Annotated in this window: 17 protein-coding genes; 2 read left to right on the forward strand and 15 right to left on the reverse strand. The window is 73.0% G+C overall.

Translation table 11 applies throughout. From position 1 onward, the window contains the following. Positions 1-22 precede the first annotated feature (22 nt). Positions 23-1,315 carry a D-arabinono-1,4-lactone oxidase gene (locus AC2A1K_RS01935; protein ID WP_483894613.1) on the forward strand — a complete coding sequence of 431 codons (1,293 nt, stop codon included), beginning with the start codon at positions 23-25 and terminating at the stop codon, positions 1,313-1,315. 116 nt (positions 1,316-1,431) lie between these two features. On the opposite strand, the gene rutA is transcribed toward AC2A1K_RS01935, so the two are convergent. The 7 genes from rutA to AC2A1K_RS01970 all read right to left on the reverse strand — a co-directional run bounded on the left by rutA (position 1,432) and on the right by AC2A1K_RS01970 (position 8,529). Further along, positions 1,432-2,484, reverse strand: a complete 1,053-nt coding sequence (gene rutA / locus AC2A1K_RS01940; RefSeq protein ID WP_483894614.1) for a pyrimidine utilization protein A — start codon at positions 2,482-2,484, stop codon at positions 1,432-1,434. A 281-nt stretch (positions 2,485-2,765) separates the two neighbouring features. Then, on the reverse strand, positions 2,766-4,166 hold the full coding sequence (locus AC2A1K_RS01945) for an MmgE/PrpD family protein (RefSeq protein WP_483894615.1): 1,401 nt from the start codon (positions 4,164-4,166) through the stop codon (positions 2,766-2,768). Positions 4,167-4,253: 87 nt separating this feature from the next. Further along, positions 4,254-5,645, reverse strand: a complete 1,392-nt coding sequence (locus tag AC2A1K_RS01950) for an amidase (RefSeq protein ID WP_483894616.1) — start codon at positions 5,643-5,645, stop codon at positions 4,254-4,256. Then, positions 5,642-5,836: a hypothetical protein gene (locus AC2A1K_RS01955; RefSeq protein WP_483894617.1), complete on the reverse strand. Its 195-nt coding sequence runs from the start codon at positions 5,834-5,836 to the stop codon at positions 5,642-5,644. Before AC2A1K_RS01955 ends, AC2A1K_RS01950 begins: the two co-directional genes overlap by 4 nt. 55 nt (positions 5,837-5,891) lie before the next feature. Continuing rightward, a complete protein-coding gene (locus AC2A1K_RS01960; protein ID WP_483894618.1) occupies positions 5,892-7,055 on the reverse strand; it encodes an acyl-CoA dehydrogenase family protein in 1,164 nt (387 codons plus the stop codon). Beyond that, complete coding sequence (locus tag AC2A1K_RS01965) at positions 7,055-8,263, reverse strand: CaiB/BaiF CoA transferase family protein (protein ID WP_483894619.1); 1,209 nt, start codon at positions 8,261-8,263, stop codon at positions 7,055-7,057. Before AC2A1K_RS01965 ends, AC2A1K_RS01960 begins: the two co-directional genes overlap by 1 nt. Next, positions 8,260-8,529 carry a hotdog family protein gene (locus tag AC2A1K_RS01970; RefSeq protein ID WP_483894620.1) on the reverse strand — a complete coding sequence of 90 codons (270 nt, stop codon included), beginning with the start codon at positions 8,527-8,529 and terminating at the stop codon, positions 8,260-8,262. The genes AC2A1K_RS01965 and AC2A1K_RS01970 overlap by 4 nt, the downstream gene beginning before the upstream one ends. Before the next feature lie 64 nt (positions 8,530-8,593). On the opposite strand from AC2A1K_RS01970, the gene AC2A1K_RS01975 reads away from it, so the two are divergent. Beyond that, entirely contained in the window at positions 8,594-9,349 is a 756-nt protein-coding gene (locus tag AC2A1K_RS01975) for a FadR/GntR family transcriptional regulator (RefSeq protein ID WP_483894621.1), read from the forward strand. 128 nt (positions 9,350-9,477) lie between these two features. Here the strand turns inward: AC2A1K_RS01975 and AC2A1K_RS01980 are convergent, their stop codons facing one another. From AC2A1K_RS01980 to atpE, 8 genes are read right to left on the reverse strand one after another with little or no spacing between them, the layout of a single operon-like run. Beyond that, positions 9,478-9,909, reverse strand: coding sequence for a DUF2550 domain-containing protein (locus AC2A1K_RS01980; protein WP_483894622.1), 432 nt, complete (start codon positions 9,907-9,909; stop codon positions 9,478-9,480). Positions 9,910-9,940: 31 nt separating this feature from the next. Beyond that, the gene (locus tag AC2A1K_RS01985; RefSeq protein WP_483894623.1) at positions 9,941-10,336 is read right to left on the reverse strand and encodes a F0F1 ATP synthase subunit epsilon; all 396 of its coding nucleotides are present in this window, start codon (positions 10,334-10,336) and stop codon (positions 9,941-9,943) included. Next, complete coding sequence (atpD, locus tag AC2A1K_RS01990) at positions 10,336-11,796, reverse strand: F0F1 ATP synthase subunit beta (protein ID WP_483894624.1); 1,461 nt, start codon at positions 11,794-11,796, stop codon at positions 10,336-10,338. The genes AC2A1K_RS01985 and atpD overlap by 1 nt, the downstream gene beginning before the upstream one ends. An 11-nt stretch (positions 11,797-11,807) precedes the next feature. Continuing rightward, positions 11,808-12,806 (reverse strand): F0F1 ATP synthase subunit gamma, encoded by a 999-nt coding sequence (locus AC2A1K_RS01995; protein ID WP_483894625.1) that lies wholly within the window; start codon positions 12,804-12,806, stop codon positions 11,808-11,810. A gap of 5 nt (positions 12,807-12,811) precedes the next feature. Continuing rightward, positions 12,812-14,485, reverse strand: coding sequence for a F0F1 ATP synthase subunit alpha (atpA, locus tag AC2A1K_RS02000; protein WP_483894626.1), 1,674 nt, complete (start codon positions 14,483-14,485; stop codon positions 12,812-12,814). Positions 14,486-14,544: 59 nt separating this feature from the next. Then, entirely contained in the window at positions 14,545-15,372 is an 828-nt protein-coding gene (locus tag AC2A1K_RS02005; RefSeq protein WP_483894695.1) for a F0F1 ATP synthase subunit delta, read from the reverse strand. Positions 15,373-15,386: 14 nt separating this feature from the next. Beyond that, positions 15,387-15,977 (reverse strand): F0F1 ATP synthase subunit B, encoded by a 591-nt coding sequence (atpF, locus tag AC2A1K_RS02010; RefSeq protein WP_483894627.1) that lies wholly within the window; start codon positions 15,975-15,977, stop codon positions 15,387-15,389. Positions 15,978-16,018: 41 nt separating this feature from the next. Further along, on the reverse strand, positions 16,019-16,225 hold the full coding sequence (atpE, locus tag AC2A1K_RS02015) for an ATP synthase F0 subunit C (protein ID WP_116706531.1): 207 nt from the start codon (positions 16,223-16,225) through the stop codon (positions 16,019-16,021). Positions 16,226-16,266 lie beyond the last annotated feature (41 nt).

Consider the following 16,266-nt stretch of genomic DNA (forward strand, 5'->3'; position numbering starts at 1 on the left):
AGGCGAAGGCTACGGTGCTCGCGTGGCTCGTGGGGCGTGGCGGAACTGGTCGGGCACGGTCACCGCCACCCCGGCCCACGTGCACCACCCCCGCTCGGTCGACGACGTCGTCGCGGCCGTGCACGCCGCCCGCGGCTCGCACCTGCGCCCGCTCGGCAGCGGCCACTCGTTCACCCCGCTCGCGGCCACCGACGGGCACGCGATCGATCTGCGCGGATGGTTCGGGATCGAGTCGCTCGACACGGCGACCGGCCGTGTGCGGGTCCGCGCCGGCACCACCCTGCGCGCGCTCAACGCCGCCCTCGACGCGCACGGCCTCGCGCTGGAGAACCTCGGCGACATCGACGCCCAGACGATCTCGGGGGCCGTCTCCACCGGCACTCACGGCACCGGCGCCCGGCTCGGCGGCCTCGCCACCGGAGTCGTCGCGCTCGACCTCGTGCTGGCCGACGGCTCGCGCGTGGCGTGCGCTGCGGGCGAGGACCTCTTCGAGGCGGCCCGGGTCGGGCTCGGGGCGCTGGGCGTCGTCACCCACGTGACCCTGCAGTGCGTGCCCGCCTTCACCTTGCGGGCCGCCGAGCGCCCGGAAGCGCTGGACGACGTGCTCGCGGGGCTGGACACGCTGTTCGACGAGGCCGACCACGTCGAGTTCTACTGGTTCCCCTACGGCGCGCAGGCCCTCGTGAAGCGCAACCAGCGCGTCGTCCGGGCGCCGGCCCCGCTGCACCCGCTCCGGCGGTTCCTCGAGTACGACGTCGTCGAGAACGCCGCATTCGGGACCCTGTGCCGGGTCGGGCGGGCGTTCCCGCGCGCGGCGGTCCCCCTCGGGCGGCTGGCGTCGGGCGTGCTGTCGGCGCGCGAGTACGGCGACCGCTCCCACCGCGTGTTCGCCACGACGCGCCGCGTGCGCTTCGTCGAGTCGGAGTGGGCGCTGCCGCGGGCCCGGCTCGCGGGCGTGCTCGATGACCTGCGGGCGCTGGTCCCGCGCCTCGAGCACCCGGTGCTCTTCCCCGTCGAGGTGCGCGTCGCCGCCGCCGACGACGTCTGGCTCTCCACCGCGCACGGCCGCGACACCGCCTACGTCGCCGTCCATCAGTACGTCGGTGCGCCCCGTGCGGAGTACTTCGCGGCGTTCGGCGAGATCGCTGCCGCGGCCGGCGGCCGCCCGCACTGGGGCAAGGAGCACGACCTCGACGCCGCCGCGCTCGCCCGGCGCTACCCGCGCTTCGAGGACGTCCGCCGCGTGCGTCGCGACGTCGACCCCGGCGGCCTGTTCACCAACGAGCACCTCGACCACGTCCTCGGCCCGGTCTGAGCCGGGCGGTGCGGTCCGCAGGCCCGCGTGCGTGGTGGTGCGCAACGTGCCGGTCGCTCCTGGGCCCGGCACCGGCGACGGATCCCGCGAGGGGCGCGGGATCCGTCTCCGGAGTCTCAGCCGAGCAGCGGCTTCACCTTCGTGCCGAAGTCGTGCACGCCCTTCTCGAAGTCGTCGAAGGTGAACATCATCCCCTGGACGCCGGGCATCTTGGCCACCTCGTCGATCTGGCGCGCGACCGTCTCGTACGACCCGACCAGGGTGGCCATGTTGAAGTTGACCGCGCCCTCGGGGAGGTTGATCGTCCGCGCGGTGCCCGAGCCGTCGGCGGTCTTGTCCTGGCCGCCCTCCTCGGCCATGTACCCGAGCGCGCCGGCGTCGGCCCCCTCGTTGTAGGAGCGCCACTTCGCCTGGGCCTCCTCGTCGGTGTCCGCCATGATCGCCATGAACAGCGGCAGCGACTTCACGTCACGACCGGTCTCCTCGGCGAACGAGGCGAGCCTCTCGGTGGGCCGGCGGTAGACCTCGGGGTCGTTGACGCCCGGGGAGAGGATGAAGTTGTAGTCGCCGTACTCGGCGCAGAACCGCATCCCGCGCTCCGACTGGCCCGCGCAGACGATGTCGACCTTGCCCGACGGCCGCGGCGAGAGCACGCAGTCGTCCATCTGGAAGTACGTCCCGTCGAGGTCGCACGTCCCCGTCTCCCACAGGTCGCGCAGGACCTTCACGTACTCCGTGGAGTAGTCGTAGCGGTAGCCGAAGTACTCGTCGCCGGGCCACAGCCCCATCTGCTCGTACTCGTTCTTCGCCCAGCCCGACACGATGTTGACCCCGAAGCGCCCGGGCGCGATCTGGTCGATGGTCGACGCCATCCGCGCGACGAGGGCCGGCGGCAGCGTGAGCACGGCGGTCGAGGCGTAGAGCTTGATGCGGTCGGTGACCGCCGCGAGGCCCGCCATCAGCGTGAACGACTCGAGGTTGTGGTCCCAGAACTCCGTCTTCCCGCCGAAGCCACGCAGTTTGATCATCGACAGTGCGAACGCGAAGCCCTGCCGCTCCGCCTCCTGCACGACGTTGCGGTTGAGGTCCCACGTCGGCATGTACTGCGGGGAGTTCTCGGAGATGAGCCAGCCGTTGTTGCCGATCGGGATGAAGACGCCGAAATCCACTTCGGACCACCTTCCTGCGGGGTCAGGAGACGGGGAGAGGGAGCGCGCGCAGCGCCGGGACGTCCGCGCCGCCTCGGCCGCAGGCCGGACCGGTCGGAGCGGAACGCGACGTGGTCGACGCCGAGCCCGTCGCGCCACGGGAGGAGAGCGGCGGTGCAGTCCTCCGGAGACCCCACCACGAAACGATCGCGGGCGAGGTCGTCGTAACCGACCCGGAACGACTCGGATCCGGGCATGACACGGTCCTGGCCCAGAGGCGGGCCGTCCCCGCGCGGATCCGGTCAGACACCGCGACAGGCCTCGGCGAACTCGGCGGCGGGGCGGTCGTCGCCCAGCGAGAGCACGGCGTCCCGCACCCGCTCGGCGGTGGCGGCGTCGGCCACGCGCCCGATGGTCGCGCCGAACTTCTCGGCGATCTCCGCGTTGGTCAGCGGGCGCCGGTCGTGGCCACGGTTGACCTGCTCGCGGTGGGCGACGACACGGCCGTCGGCGAGCTCGATCTCGACGCGCCCCGAGTAGGCGTCGGGGAACAGGCCCTCGTCGTCGTCGGTGACCTCGACACGGCGGGCCAGCGCGAGGATCTCGGGGTCGCCGAGGGCGTCGTCCTCCAGCTCGGCGAGGGTGAAGCGCCCGCGCGCGAGGGCGGCGGACACCACGAACGGCAGGCTGAACTTGGCGTCGTACTCGTCGCGCGGCGCCCTCTTGTTCTCCGCCGGCCGGCACACGACCTCGCCGGGCACCGGGTGGATGGCGCAGCGGATCGCGCGGACGTCGGCGGCCGCGACGCCGTGCTCCTCGCGCAGCAGCAGCGCGGCGTCGGCGAACGCGTGGTTGAAGTGGCAGATCGGGTAGGGCTTGACCGCCGTGCGCATCAGCTCCCACCGCGTGCCGAGGCCGTCGGACACCGCCTCCGGGTGGGTCTCGCGCCCGGCGAGATGGGTGCGGTAGAGGCCGAAGCGGCCCTCGTACACCGCGGCCGGCCCGGTCCAGCCCGCCTTCGCGAACGCCGCCGCGGTCAGGCCCGACATCGCGGCCCAGCCGGGGTGCAGGCGCTTGGTCCACGCGCCGTCCTCGAGGAACTCCAGCAGCCCCGCCGCCATCGAGCCGACCACGCCCTGCGCGGCCGCGATCCCGTCCGCGTCCAGCCCGGAGAGCTTGCCGGCGGCGACCGCGGCACCGAACGCGCCGGCCACCGCGGTCGGGTGGTAGCCGACGTCGTGGAACCCGCCCGCGCCGCCCAGCCCGACGCGCGCGGACACCTCGACGCCCAGCACGTAGGCGGCGAGCAGGTCGCGGGTGCTCGCCCCGGCGACCGTGGCCGCCGAGATCGCCGCGGGCAGCGCGGCGGCGGAGACGTGGGTGACCGCCGGGATGTGGGTGTCGTCGAAGTCCATGCCGTGCACGAGCACGCCGCCCAGCACGGCCGCGTCGCGCGGCGAGAGCCGGTCGGGCATCCCCAGCACCGGGTGCGGGCCGTCGCCGAACGTCGCCAGCGCGTCGCGCGCGACGGCCGGGAAGCGGTACGCGGTGGACGCGAACGCCAGCCCGACCGCGTCGAGCACGAGGTACCGGGCCCGCTCGAGCACCTCGTCCGGGATGTCGGCGGCGTCGAGCTCGGCGGCGAACCCCGCGACCCGTCCGGCCTGGCCGGTGGCGGCGCGGGTGGGGCTGTCCAGGGACAACGAGAACTCCTCCGGCTGCGCTCTCGGCGGCAGCTCCGCCGGCTCGTGCCGCTCGTGACTGGCCTCACAGAACAATACGTCAGACGTTTAGGACGCGGAAGGGGGCGACCGAAGGTGGTGGTCGGTCCGCTCCTGGAACACCCGCGCCGCCCACAGCGCGAGCGCCTCACGGTGGGGCGCGGCGACGAGCTGCGCGGAGACCGGGCAGCCGTCGGGGGCGAGGCCCGTCGGCACGGCGAGGCCGGGGGCGCCGGTGAGGTTGCCGAGCATCGTCGAGCGCGACTGCGCGGCGTAGAGCGGGTACTCCTCGCCGTTCACGACGACGGTCCCGTCGGGCAGGCGCGGCGCGGTCGAGGGGCAGGTCGGCACGACGATCAGGTCGGCGCCGGCGAACACCGCGTCCAGCTCGCGCTGCAGCTCGACGCGGAACTGCAGCGCCCGCAGGTAGTCCACGGCGGGCGTGACGATGCCCTGGCTGATGCGCCGCACGACGACGGGGTCGTAGGTGTCCCAGCGATCGGCGTCGACACCGGGATCGGGGCGGTGCAGCGTCGCCGCCTCGGTGAACACGATCTGGTAGCCGATCGGCAGCGCGTCGCCCGCCGACGGCACCTCCCCCGCCACCACCTCGGCGCCGGCGGCGACGAGCTCGGTCACCAACCCGTCGACACCGGCTTGCACGGCCGCGTCGCAGAGATCGGTGAACGCGCCGCCGGGCACGGCGATGCGGAGACCTCTCAGGTCGCTCGTCGCCGGGACCTCCAGCGGCGGCAGCGGCTCGCTGCGCGGATCAGCCCCGTCGGGCCCGCGGAGCACGCCGAGGAGCGTGGCCACGTCGCGCGCGCTGCGGGCGAGCGGGCCGACGGTCTCCGTGGTCCACGAGAGCGGGAAGACCCCGGTGCGCGGGATCGCCCCGGCCGTGGGCTTGAGGCCGGTGAGCCCACACCACGCCGACGGCAGGCGCACCGAGCCGCCGACGTCGGTGCCGAGCGCGAACGGGACCGCGCGCGCCGCGACCGCCGCCGCCGACCCCGTCGACGACCCGCCCGCCCACCGCTCGGGGTCCCACGGGTTGCGCACCGCGCCGAACCGCGGCGGGTGCGGGCCGCCGACCGCGAACTCGGTGGTGCCGTCCTTGCTGATCGGGATCGCGCCCGCGCCCTCGAGGCGGCGCACGACGGTCGCCGACGCCGTCGCGGGCGCGTCACCGTGGTTCCACGACCCCTGCGTCGTCGGCACCCCGGCGACGTCGATGACGTCCTTGACCCCGAACGGCACGCCCTCCAGCGGGCGCGCGGTGCCGTCGGCCCACCGCCGCGCCGACTCGCGGGCGGCGGCGCGGGCGCGGTCGTCGAGGCTGCGGATCGTGCAGTTCAGCGCCTCGTGGGCGGCCTTCAGCCGGGTCAGGGCGTCGTCGACGGCCTCGACGGGGTCGGTGTCGCCGGCCGCGTAGGCCTCGAGCAGGTCGCTGACCGTCACGGCCGGACCCACCGGTCGCCGTGCGCCGGATCCGCGGCACCGTCGGGCGGGAGCGGGCGCGCCCGCAGCCGGGCGACCGCGGGCTCGGCCGCCACCACCGCCGCGCGCAGGGCCGCCACGACCTCGTCGTCGACGGTGTAGCCGAGGCGGGCGGCGAGCTCGGCCAGCTCTTCCGCGGGAGGGACGCTCACCCGATCCCCACTCATCCGATCCCGCTCATCCGATCCCCGCTCATCCGATCCCCGCTCATCCGATCGAGGCCTTCCCCGCCAGCAGCGACCTCGCGACGACCGTGCCGAGCATGTCGTTGGTGCCCTCCCCGATCGACATCAGCGGGGCGTCGCGGTACAGGCGTTCGATCTCGAACTCGGTCGAGTACCCGTAGCCGCCGTGGATGCGCATCGCGTCGGTGGCGCACTCCAGTGCCGCGTCCGACGCGAAGATCTTCGCCATGCCCGACTCGGTGTCCATGCGCACGCCCGCGTCCATCCGCGAGGCCGCCCAGTAGGTCATCAGGCGCGCGGCCTGCAGCCGCACCGCGATCCCGGACAAGCGCAGCTGGATCGCCTGGAAGTCGCCGATCGGCCGGCCGAACGCGCTGCGCTCGCGGGCGTAGGCCAGGGACTCCTCGTAGGCGCGCTGCGCGATCCCGACCGAGCGCGCGGCGATGTTGATCCGCCCGGTCTCGAGCGCCGACAGTGCCTGCTGCAGCCCGCGCCCCTCGACCCCGCCGAGCAGCTGCGGCGCCGGCACACGCACGTCGTCGAGCACCACCTCGCAGGACTCGGTGCCCTTGTAGCCGAGCTTGCCCATGTCCTTGGTGATCTCGAGGCCGGGCGATCCCGCGTCGACGAGCAGCATGCTCATCCCCCGGTGGGCCGGGGTCGCGTGCGGGTCGGTCCTGACGAGCACCGGGAGCGGGTCGGCGTGACGGGCGTTCGTGATCCACATCTTGGTGCCGCGCACCACGTACTCGTCGCCGTCGCGGCGGGCGGTGGTGGTGATGCTCTGCAGGTCGGTGCCCGCGCCGGGCTCGGTCAGCGCGATCGCGGTGCGCCGCTCGCCGGTCGCGAGCCCGGGCAGGTAGCGCTGCTTCTGTTCCTCGGTGCCGTGGCGGGCGATCATCCAGCTGGACACCGAGTGGCTGCCGAGGATACCGGCGATGCCCATCCAGCCCCGCGAGATCTCCTCGAAGGTCAGCGCGAACGAGACGGTGTCGGCGGCGAGCCCGCCGTACTGCTCGGGCACGGCGAGCCCGAACAGGCCGAGCTCGCGCATACCCTTCACGATCTCGGTCGGGTAGCGGCCCTCGTGCTCCCAGTCGCGGGCGACCGGCACGATCTCGCGGTCGACGAACGACCGCAGCGTCTCACGGAAGAGCCGCTGCTCGTCGCCCAGCGTGAAGTCCATCAGGCGTCCTTCCCGAAAGCGCCCGCTGCCCGCAGGGCGGCCAGGCGCTCGTCGTCGTAACCGATCCCGCGCAGCACGGCGTCGGTGTGCTCACCCATCGCGGGCCCGCCACGGGTCGGCTGGGTGTCCTCCCCGGGCGGGCCGACGCGCACCGGGGAGCGCAGCGAGCGCACGGTGCCCCAGTGCGGGTGCTCGGTCTCGGCGATGAGGCCGCGGGCCGCGGTGTGCTCGTCGGTGAGGGCCTCGCCGACGTCGTGGATCGGTGCGCACGGGATGCCCGCGGCGGTCATCGCGGCGATCCACGCGGCGACGTCGCGGCCGCGGAACAGCTCCTCGAGCAGCGGGACGAGGACGTCGCGGTGCCGGTCGCGGTCGCGGAACGTCGCGAAGCGGGGGTCGGTGGCGAGGTCGGGGTTCTCGAGCACGACGGTGAGCCGCTGCCAGAACTTCTCCTTCGCGCACCCCACGACCAGCCACCCGTCGGCGGCCTCGAAGGCCTGGAACGGCACGAGCGAGGGGTGCGCGGAGTGGTGGGTGCGCGCCGGCTGGTAGCCCTCGGTGAGGTGCCAGGTCGCCGGGTAGGTCAGGAGGCTCACCGCGGTGTCGTAGAGGGACAGGTCGCAGTCGGTGCCGACGCCGTCCCGCCGCGCGGCGTGGATGCCCGCGAGCAGCGAGATCGCCGCGACGAACCCTCCGCTGTAGTCGACCAGCGACAGGCCCGCCTTCTGCGGCGCACCCCCGGGCTCGCCCGTCAGCGACATCCACCCGCCGAGCGCCTGCAGGACGTAGTCGTAGCCGGGCTCGTTCGCGCGCGGACCGGTCATCCCGAACCCGGTCAGCGAGCAGCAGACGATCCGCGGGTTGACGTCCTCGAGGTCGGAGTAGCGGATGCCGAGCTTCGCGGGGACGTCGCCGCGCAGGTTCGAGTAGACGGCGTCGGCCGAGCGCACGAGGTCGTGGAACACCTCGCGCCCGGCCGGGGTGCGGATGTCGAGCAGCACCGAGGACTTGTTCTTGTTGAACGACTCGAAGAACAGCGAGTCGCCGTCCTGCGCGTACGGCGGGACGTGGCGCCCGACGTCGCCACCGGACGTCGGGTCCTCGATCTTGACGACCTCGGCGCCCAGCTCGGCGAGGTGCATCGAGCCGAACGGCCCCGCCCCGTACTGCTCGAGCGCGATGATCCGGATGTCCTCCAGCGGCCTCATCGCTCGTTCTCCAGCGCCAGCGGGACGGCGGCCTGCGGGAAGTGCGACGCGGCGCGCGGGGCGGCGCGCCGGTGGACGTAGAAGGCGCGCTTCAGCGTCAGCACCTCGACGCCGTCCTGGTTGAGCTCGCGACTGCGCACGCGGACGATCCCGGCGTCCGGGCGGCTCGTCGAGCCCCGTGTCTCGAGCACCAGCGGGTGCTGGTAGACGTCACCGACCACGAAGTCCTCGAAGAAGCGCCCCTGCCACCCCGCGACCACGGCCATGCGCGGGACGCTAAACGTCGGACGTTTTCTCCACAAGGATCGTCGACCGTCTACGCTCACCGGCGTGCCCCCGCAGTCGCCCGCTCCCGGCACGCCTGCGCCTGTCGCCCACCTGCGGGTGCAGCGCGTCCGCCCCGCCTACCGCCAGGTGGCCGACGAGCTGCGCACCCAGATCCTCGCCGGCGCCCTGCCCGCGGGCACCCGGCTGCCGAACGAGGGCGAGCTGGGCCGGGTGTTCGGGGTCAGCCGGAGCACCGCGCGCGAGGCGCTGCGCGTGCTGTCGAGCCAGCACCTCGTCGAGACCCACCGCGGCGTCCAGGGCGGCACGTTCGTCAGCGAGCCCGACCCCGCGCGCGTCGTCGAGGACGTCGGCAGCGCCCTCGGCGTGCTCGTCATGACGCCGCAGCTGCGCGTCAGCGACCTGCTCGAGGCGCGCCTGCTCCTCGAGCCCGCGGCGGCCCGGCTGGCCGCGCAGCGCGCCGACGCCGAGACCGTCGAGGCCGTCCGCACCGCCGCGGCCGCCCCGCGCGACGACCGCGACCCCAGCGGCTTCGTCGGCCACCTCGACTTCCACACCACGCTGCTCATGGCCACCGGCAACCTCATGCTCACGCTCATGGGCCAGCCGGTGAACGACGTCCTGCGCACGCGCCTGCGCCGCGCCGGCGTCGAGGCGCGCGAGTGGGACGAGGTCGACGCGTGCCACCGCGAGATCGCCGAGCACATCGCCGAGGGCCGCGCGGGCGAGGCCGAGGAGGCCATGCGCGACCACATCGTGGAGCTGCGCGGACTCTACGAACGCGACGGGTTCTGGGCCTGACCGGCGAAGATCGGCAGGGGGGACCCCGCACCTTCTCGGGGCTCGGCGGCGTGAAGCGGGCGACCTACCAGCTCCCGATCGCGCACGAGGCGCTCCCGAGCACCGGCGACATGCCGGCCGGGGCCTGCTCAGCTCGCCTGCCGGTACCCCGTCGACCGACCGGGCGGGGTGGACTCCAGCCAGGACGAGAAGCCGGTCAGCGCGTCGGCGTTGATCGCGAGCTCCCACTCGCGCCCGTCCTCGCGGCACGACAGGACCGTGGAGCCGGCGGGGTGCATCTCGCCGGCCACGGGGTCGCGGCGGTCGACGATCTCGAGGCGGGTGCGGTCGAGGACCACGTTGGGCCCGGAGCGCAGGCCGCTGATCCGGTACCAGCGGAACTCGTTGCCGCGGTAGCGCCCGAGTCCGGAGCGCCAGCCGCCGAGGTCGTCGGCGGCGCGCTTCTCGCGCAGGGCCACGTCGACGCCGCCCTTGCGCAGCAGGTGGATACGGCGCAGGAGGAGGATCAGGAGGACGAGCAGCACCGCGAGCACCACGATGGCCGCCAGCTCGGCGATCATCGTCACTCCCACCGGTGCTGCCCGCGCTCCCTCAGTGGCCCGGGTTCTCGCCGGCGGCGCGCAGGCGGGCCCGTGCCCGCGCCGCGGCCGCCGCCGTGTCGTCCGTGTCGTCGCCGCCCTCGGCGCGCTGCAGCTCGTCGCGCGCCGCGGCGACGTCGATCTCGGAGGCCAGCTCGGCGAGCTCGGCCAGGACCGTCACCGACTCCGCGGTGACCGAGAGGAACCCGCCGAAGACGGCCGCGTGGAACGAGTCGCCGTCGGTCGGGTCGATGCGCACCACGCCGGCGTCGTCGAGCGCGGCGATCATCGGCTGGTGCCCGGGCAGCAGACCGATGTCGCCCTCGACCGTGCGGGCCGAGACGAAGTTCGCCTGACCCGACCACAGCCGCTTCTCGACGCCGACGATGGCGACCTCCATCTCGGCCATCAGGACTGGTACTTCTTGATGTTCGCCTCGACGTCGTCGAGACCGCCGCTCATCGCGAACGCCTGCTCGGGGGCGCTGTCGTACTCGCCCTTGCAGATCTTGTCGAACGCCTCGACGGTGTCCTTGACGTCGACGAACGAGCCCGGCTCGCCGGTGAACTGCTCGGCGGCGTACATGTTCTGCCCGAGGAAGCGCTCGATGCGGCGCGCGCGGCCGACGGTGAGGCGGTCCTCCTCGGAGAGCTCGTCGATGCCGAGGATGGCGATGATGTCCTGCAGGTCGTTGTAGCGCTGCAGGATGCGGATGACCTCGCGGGCGACCCGGTAGTGCTCCTCCCCCACGTACTGCGCGTCGAGGATCGTCGAGGTCGAGGTCAGCGGGTCCACGGCCGGGAAGATGCCCTTGGCGAACACCGACCGGGAGAGCTCGGTGGTCGCGTCGAGGTGGGCGAACGTGGTGGCCGGCGCCGGGTCGGTGTAGTCGTCGGCGGGCACGTAGATCGCCTGCATCGAGGTGATCGAGCGGCCGCGGGTCGAGGTGATCCGCTCCTGCAGCTCGCCCATCTCGTCGGCCAGGGTCGGCTGGTAGCCCACCGCCGAGGGCATGCGGCCCAGCAGCGTCGAGACCTCCTGGCCGGCCTGCGTGAACCGGAAGATGTTGTCGATGAACAGGAGCACGTCCTGCTCCTGCACGTCGCGGAAGTACTCCGCCATGGTCAGCGCGGAGAGCGCGACGCGCATGCGGGTGCCGGGCGGCTCGTCCATCTGACCGAAGACCAGCGCGGTGTCCTTGAGGACGTCCGCCTCGCCGAGCTCCACCCAGAGGTCGTTGCCCTCACGGGTGCGCTCGCCCACGCCGGCGAAGACCGAGGTGCCGCCGAAGTTGCGGGCGATGCGCTGGATCATCTCCTGGATGAGCACGGTCTTGCCCACGCCGGCGCCGCCGAACAGGCCGATCTTGCCGCCCTCGACGTACGGGGTGAGCAGGTCGACGACCTTGAGGCCGGTCCAGAGCACCGAGGTCCGGCCCTCGAGCTGCTCGAACGGCGGCGGGTCGCGGTGGATGCCCCAGCGCTCGGCGTCCGAGGCGTAGCCCGGCTCGTCGAGGCAGTCGCCGAGGGTGTTGAACAGGTGGCCCTTGACGACGTCGCCGACCGGCACCGAGATCGGGCCGCCGGTGCTGGTCACGTCCTGGCCACGCACGGCGCCGTCGGTGGGCTGCATGGAGATCGTGCGCACCTGGCCGTCGCCGAGGTGCTGGGCGACCTCGAGCGTCAGCTTCTTCGTGACGCCCGAGAGCGTCACGTCGATGTTGAGGGCGGTGAAGAGGTCGGGCACCTCGCCGCGCGGGAACTCCACGTCGACGACGGGCCCGAGGATGCGGGTGATGCGGCCGGAGGCACGTGGCGAGCCCTGCTCGGTGCCCGCGGCTGAGTCGCTAGCGGCGGTGGACTGGGTCATCGTCAGCTCCCCTACTCGGCGAGGGCGTTGGCGCCGCCAACGATCTCGCTGATCTCCTGCGTGATCTGGGCCTGGCGCGCCTGGTTCGCCTCACGGGTCAGGTTGTCGACCAGGTCGTTGGCGTTGTCGGTCGCGGCCTTCATGGCGCGCTGCCGGGCCGCCGACTCGGACGCCGCGGCGTCGAGCAGCGCCGCGAACACGCGCGCGCGGAGGTACTTGGGCATCAGCCGGTCGAAGAGGACCTCGGGCTCCGGCTCGAACTCGTACTCGGCCTCGCGCTCCTCGGAACCCGGGGACTCGCCCTCCGAGGACTCCTCCTCCAGCTCCAGCGGCGCGATCTGCCGGGAGGTGACGGTCTGGCTCGCGACCGAGTTGAACGCGGTGAACACCACGTGCAGCTCGTCCACCCCGGCCAGGCCCTCGGCGTCCTGGGGCGGGACGAACGAGGTCGAGCGGGCGGACCCGCCCTCCTGCGACTGCTCGTTCTCGTCGGACGGGCGCTGGACGGTCTCGTCGCCGCCGGCGAGGAAGGTGGCCGTCAGGGTGTCCGCGGCCTGCGCCGCGTTCGGGTAGTCGGGCACCTCGGAGAACCCGGTCCACTGCCCGGAGAGCTCCCGGTTGCGGAAGCGGAAGTACGCGACGCCCTTGCCGCCGACGACGAACAGCGAGGTCTGCTTGCCGTCGTTCGACAGCTCGCGCAGGACCCGCTCGGTCTCGCGCAGCACGTTGGCGTTGTAGCCGCCGCACAGACCGCGGTCGCTGGTGATGACGAGGACGCCCGCGCGGCCGGGCTCCTCGCGCGCCACGAGCAGCGGGTGGTCGCTGGCCCCGGCCTTGGCGGCCGTGGTCAGGACGTGGGTGAACTCGTCCGAGTACGGACGCGCCGCCTGGACGCGTGCCTGCGCCTTCGCGATGCGCGAGGCCGCGACCATCTCCATCGCCTTGGTGATCTGGGCGATGTTCTTGGTCGAACGGATGCGCCGTCGCAGGACGCGGAGGGATGCAGCCATCGGCGCTAGCTCTCCGAGCTCTTGTCGGCGCCGGAGGACGACTCGGAGGACTCCGAGGGGCCCTCGTCGGAGTCCGTGCCGGACTGGTTCTCGCCGAAGAGCTCGCCGCTGCCGCCGTCGTCGGTCACGCCCTCGCCCTCGCCGGTCGAGAACTGCTCCTTGAAGTCGGAGACCGCCTTGGTCAGGCGCTCCTCGTCCTCGTCCGAGAGCTGTCCCGACTCCCGGATCGAGGACAGGACGCCACCGTCGCGACGGACGTGCTCGAGGAACTCGGTCTCGAAGCGGGCGACGTCCTCCACGGGCACCGAGTCGAGGTGACCACGGGTGCCGAGGAAGATGCTCACGACCTCCTCCTCGACCGGGTACGGCTCGCCCTGGCCCTGCTTGAGCAGCTCCATGAGGCGGGCGCCGCGGTCGAGCTGCGCCTGGCTGGTCGCGTCGAGGTCGGAGCCGAAGGCCGCGAACGACTCGAGCTCGCGGTACTGCGCCAGGTCGACGCGCAGACGGCCGGCGACCGAGCGCATGGCCTTGACCTGCGCCGAACCACCGACGCGCGACACCGAGTTCCCGACGTTCAGCGCCGGCCGCTGGCCCTGGTTGAACAGGTCGGCCTCGAGGAAGCACTGGCCGTCGGTGATCGAGATGACGTTCGTCGGGATGTAGGCCGCGATGTCGCCGCCCTTGGTCTCGACGATCGGCAGGCCCGTCAACGAGCCCGCGCCGAGGTCGTCGGAGAGCTTCGCGCAGCGCTCGAGCAACCGCGAGTGCAGGTAGAAGACGTCACCCGGGTATGCCTCGCGGCCCGGCGGGCGGCGCAGCAGCAGCGAGATCGCGCGGTAGGCCTCCGCCTGCTTCGACAGGTCGTCGAAGACGATCAGGGTGTGCTTGCCCTGGTACATCCAGTGCTGCGCGATCGCGGAGCCGGCGTACGGGGCGATGTACTTGAAGCCCGCGGGGTCGGAGGCGGGCGCCGCGACGATGGTCGTGTACTCCATCGCGCCGGCGTCCTCGAGCGCCTGGCGCACGCCGGCGATCGTGGTGCCCTTCTGGCCGACGGCGACGTAGACGCAGCGGACCTGCTGCTCCGGGTCGCCGGTCTCCCAGGCCTCACGCTGGTTGATGATCGTGTCCGTGCAGACCGCGGTCTTGCCGGTCTTGCGGTCACCGATGATCAGCTGGCGCTGGCCGCGCCCGATCGGGGTCATGGCGTCGATGGCCTTGATCCCGGTCTGCAGCGGCTGCTTGACCTCCTTGCGCTGCACGACCGAGGCCGCCTGCAGCTCCATCTCGCGCTCGCCCTCGGACTCGATGTCGCCGAGCCCGTCGAGCGGCTGCCCGAGCGGGTCGACGACCCGGCCCATGAAGCCGTCGCCGACCGGCACCGAGAGCACGCGACCGGTCCGCGTGACCTGCTGCCCCTCCTCGATGGTCTCGTACTCACCGAGGATGACGACGCCGATCTCGCGCTCCTCGAGGTTCTGGGCCAGGCCCAGCACGCCTCCGGGGAACTCGAGGAGCTCGTTCGTCATCGTCGAGGGCAGACCCTCGACGTACGCGATGCCGTCACCCGTCGAGGTGACGATGCCGACTTCCTGACGGGTCGAGTCCGCGGAGTACGAGGACACGTAGTCCTCGATCGCGCTACGGACCTCGTCGGAGGTGATGGTCAACTCGGCCATGGCTTCCGCTCTCGCTAGTCGTTGGGGGTCACGTGCTGGGGCTCGGGCGAGCCGGCTGTCTAGCCCAGTCTCCGGCCGAGCTCGTCGAGCCGGCCGGCCACGCTGCCGTCGATGACCTCGTCCCCCACCTGGATCACGAGACCACCGACCAGTCCGGGGTCGACCTCGAGGTGCAGGGTGATGTCCCGACGGTAGATGCGCGTGAGGGCATCGGCCAGTCGTCGTTGCTGCTGGTCGGACAGGGCGATCGGGGAGCGCACGGTCGCGACCGACCGCTCCCGGCGCTCGGCGGCGAGCTCGGCCAGGCGCTCGAGGCCCTGGGCGATTCCGCGTCCCACGGGGTGGGCGACGAGCTGGGCCGCGAGCTTGCGCGTGGTGGGCTCGACCTTGTCGGCGAGGAGCCGGTCGAGCACCTGCTGCTTGCCGTCGGCGTCCGCGGCCGGGTCGCCGAGCAGGCGCTCGAGGTCGGGCTGCGCGGCGACGATGCGCCCGAGGCGGAACAGCTCGTCCTCGACCGCGTCGAGGCGTCCGTCCTTCTCGGCCGAGGCCAGCAGGGCCTCGCGGGCGACGATGCGCAGGCCGTCGACCAGGTCGTCGGGCCGCGACCACGACGACGCCACGGCGGTGCGCACGACGTCGGTGGTCGCCGAGGTCACCTGCTGGGCGACCAGGCGGTCCGCCAGGCCCTCGCGGTCCTGCGCGGAGCGCGACGAGTCGGCCAGCGTGCGCCGCAGCACCGCCTCACGGCGCAGCAGGTCGGCGACCGCGTCGAGCTGGTCGGCCACCGTGCCGAGGTCGCCCGCCGACGCCTGCTCCGTCGCCTCACCGAGGCGGCGGCGCGTGGACTCGAGCGCGTCCCGGCTCGCGGCGTGGAAGTCCGTGAGGATCCCGGGGGGGCCGCTCATCGCTGCGCTCCGTTCCCGCTCGTGGGCGTGCTGGTCCCGTTCGACCCGCCCATCGCCTCGAGCTCGTCGAGGAAGCGGTCGACACTGGCACCCCGGCTCGCGTCGTCGGACAGCGCCGACTGCACGATCCGCCGGGACAGCTCGACCGATTCGCGCCCGGTCCGGGCGCGCAGTTCCGCGATCGCACGGGACCGCGACGCCTCGAGGGACTGCCGTCCCTGGGCGCGGATGCGCTCGGCCTCGTCCGCGGCCCGCGCGTCCATGTCCTGCCCGATGCGCTCCGCGTCGGCCCGGGCGTCGTCCCGGATCCGCGCGGTCTCGTCGTCGACGCCGGCCAGCCGCTCCCGGCTGCGCGCGAGCTCCGCCTTGGCGTCGGCCTCCATGGCCTCGGCCTTGGCGATCCCGCTCTCGATCTGCTTCTTGGTGTCGTCGTGCGACGTCACCACGCTCGGCCAGACGAACTTCCCGAGCACGTAGACGAGCAGCGAGAAGGCGATCAGGCCGACGATGATCTCCGCGACGTGCGGGATCGCGGCGTACGGCTCACCCGCCGGCTGCTCGGCGGCCAGCACCTCGATGGCGCTCATGTGTTCACCTCCCGCCCCTCCGGCGACCGGTCAGGGGGAAATCAGATGGCGAACGCGAGCACCAGACCGATGATGGCGAGCGCCTCGGAGAGCGCGAAGCCGATGAACGCGATGGTCTGCAGCTGGCCGCGGGCCTCCGGCTGGCGGGCGACACCGTTGATGAACGCCGCGAAGACGATGCCGACGCCGATACCGGGGCCGACGGCGGAGAGGCCGTAGCCGACCATGTTGAGGCTGCCCTGAACCATGAGGGGTTCCTTTCCGGTGTTCGTTCTGGGATCGGGGAGTC

It is taken from the genome of Actinomycetospora sp. 2LY8.5 (genome assembly GCF_057180585.1).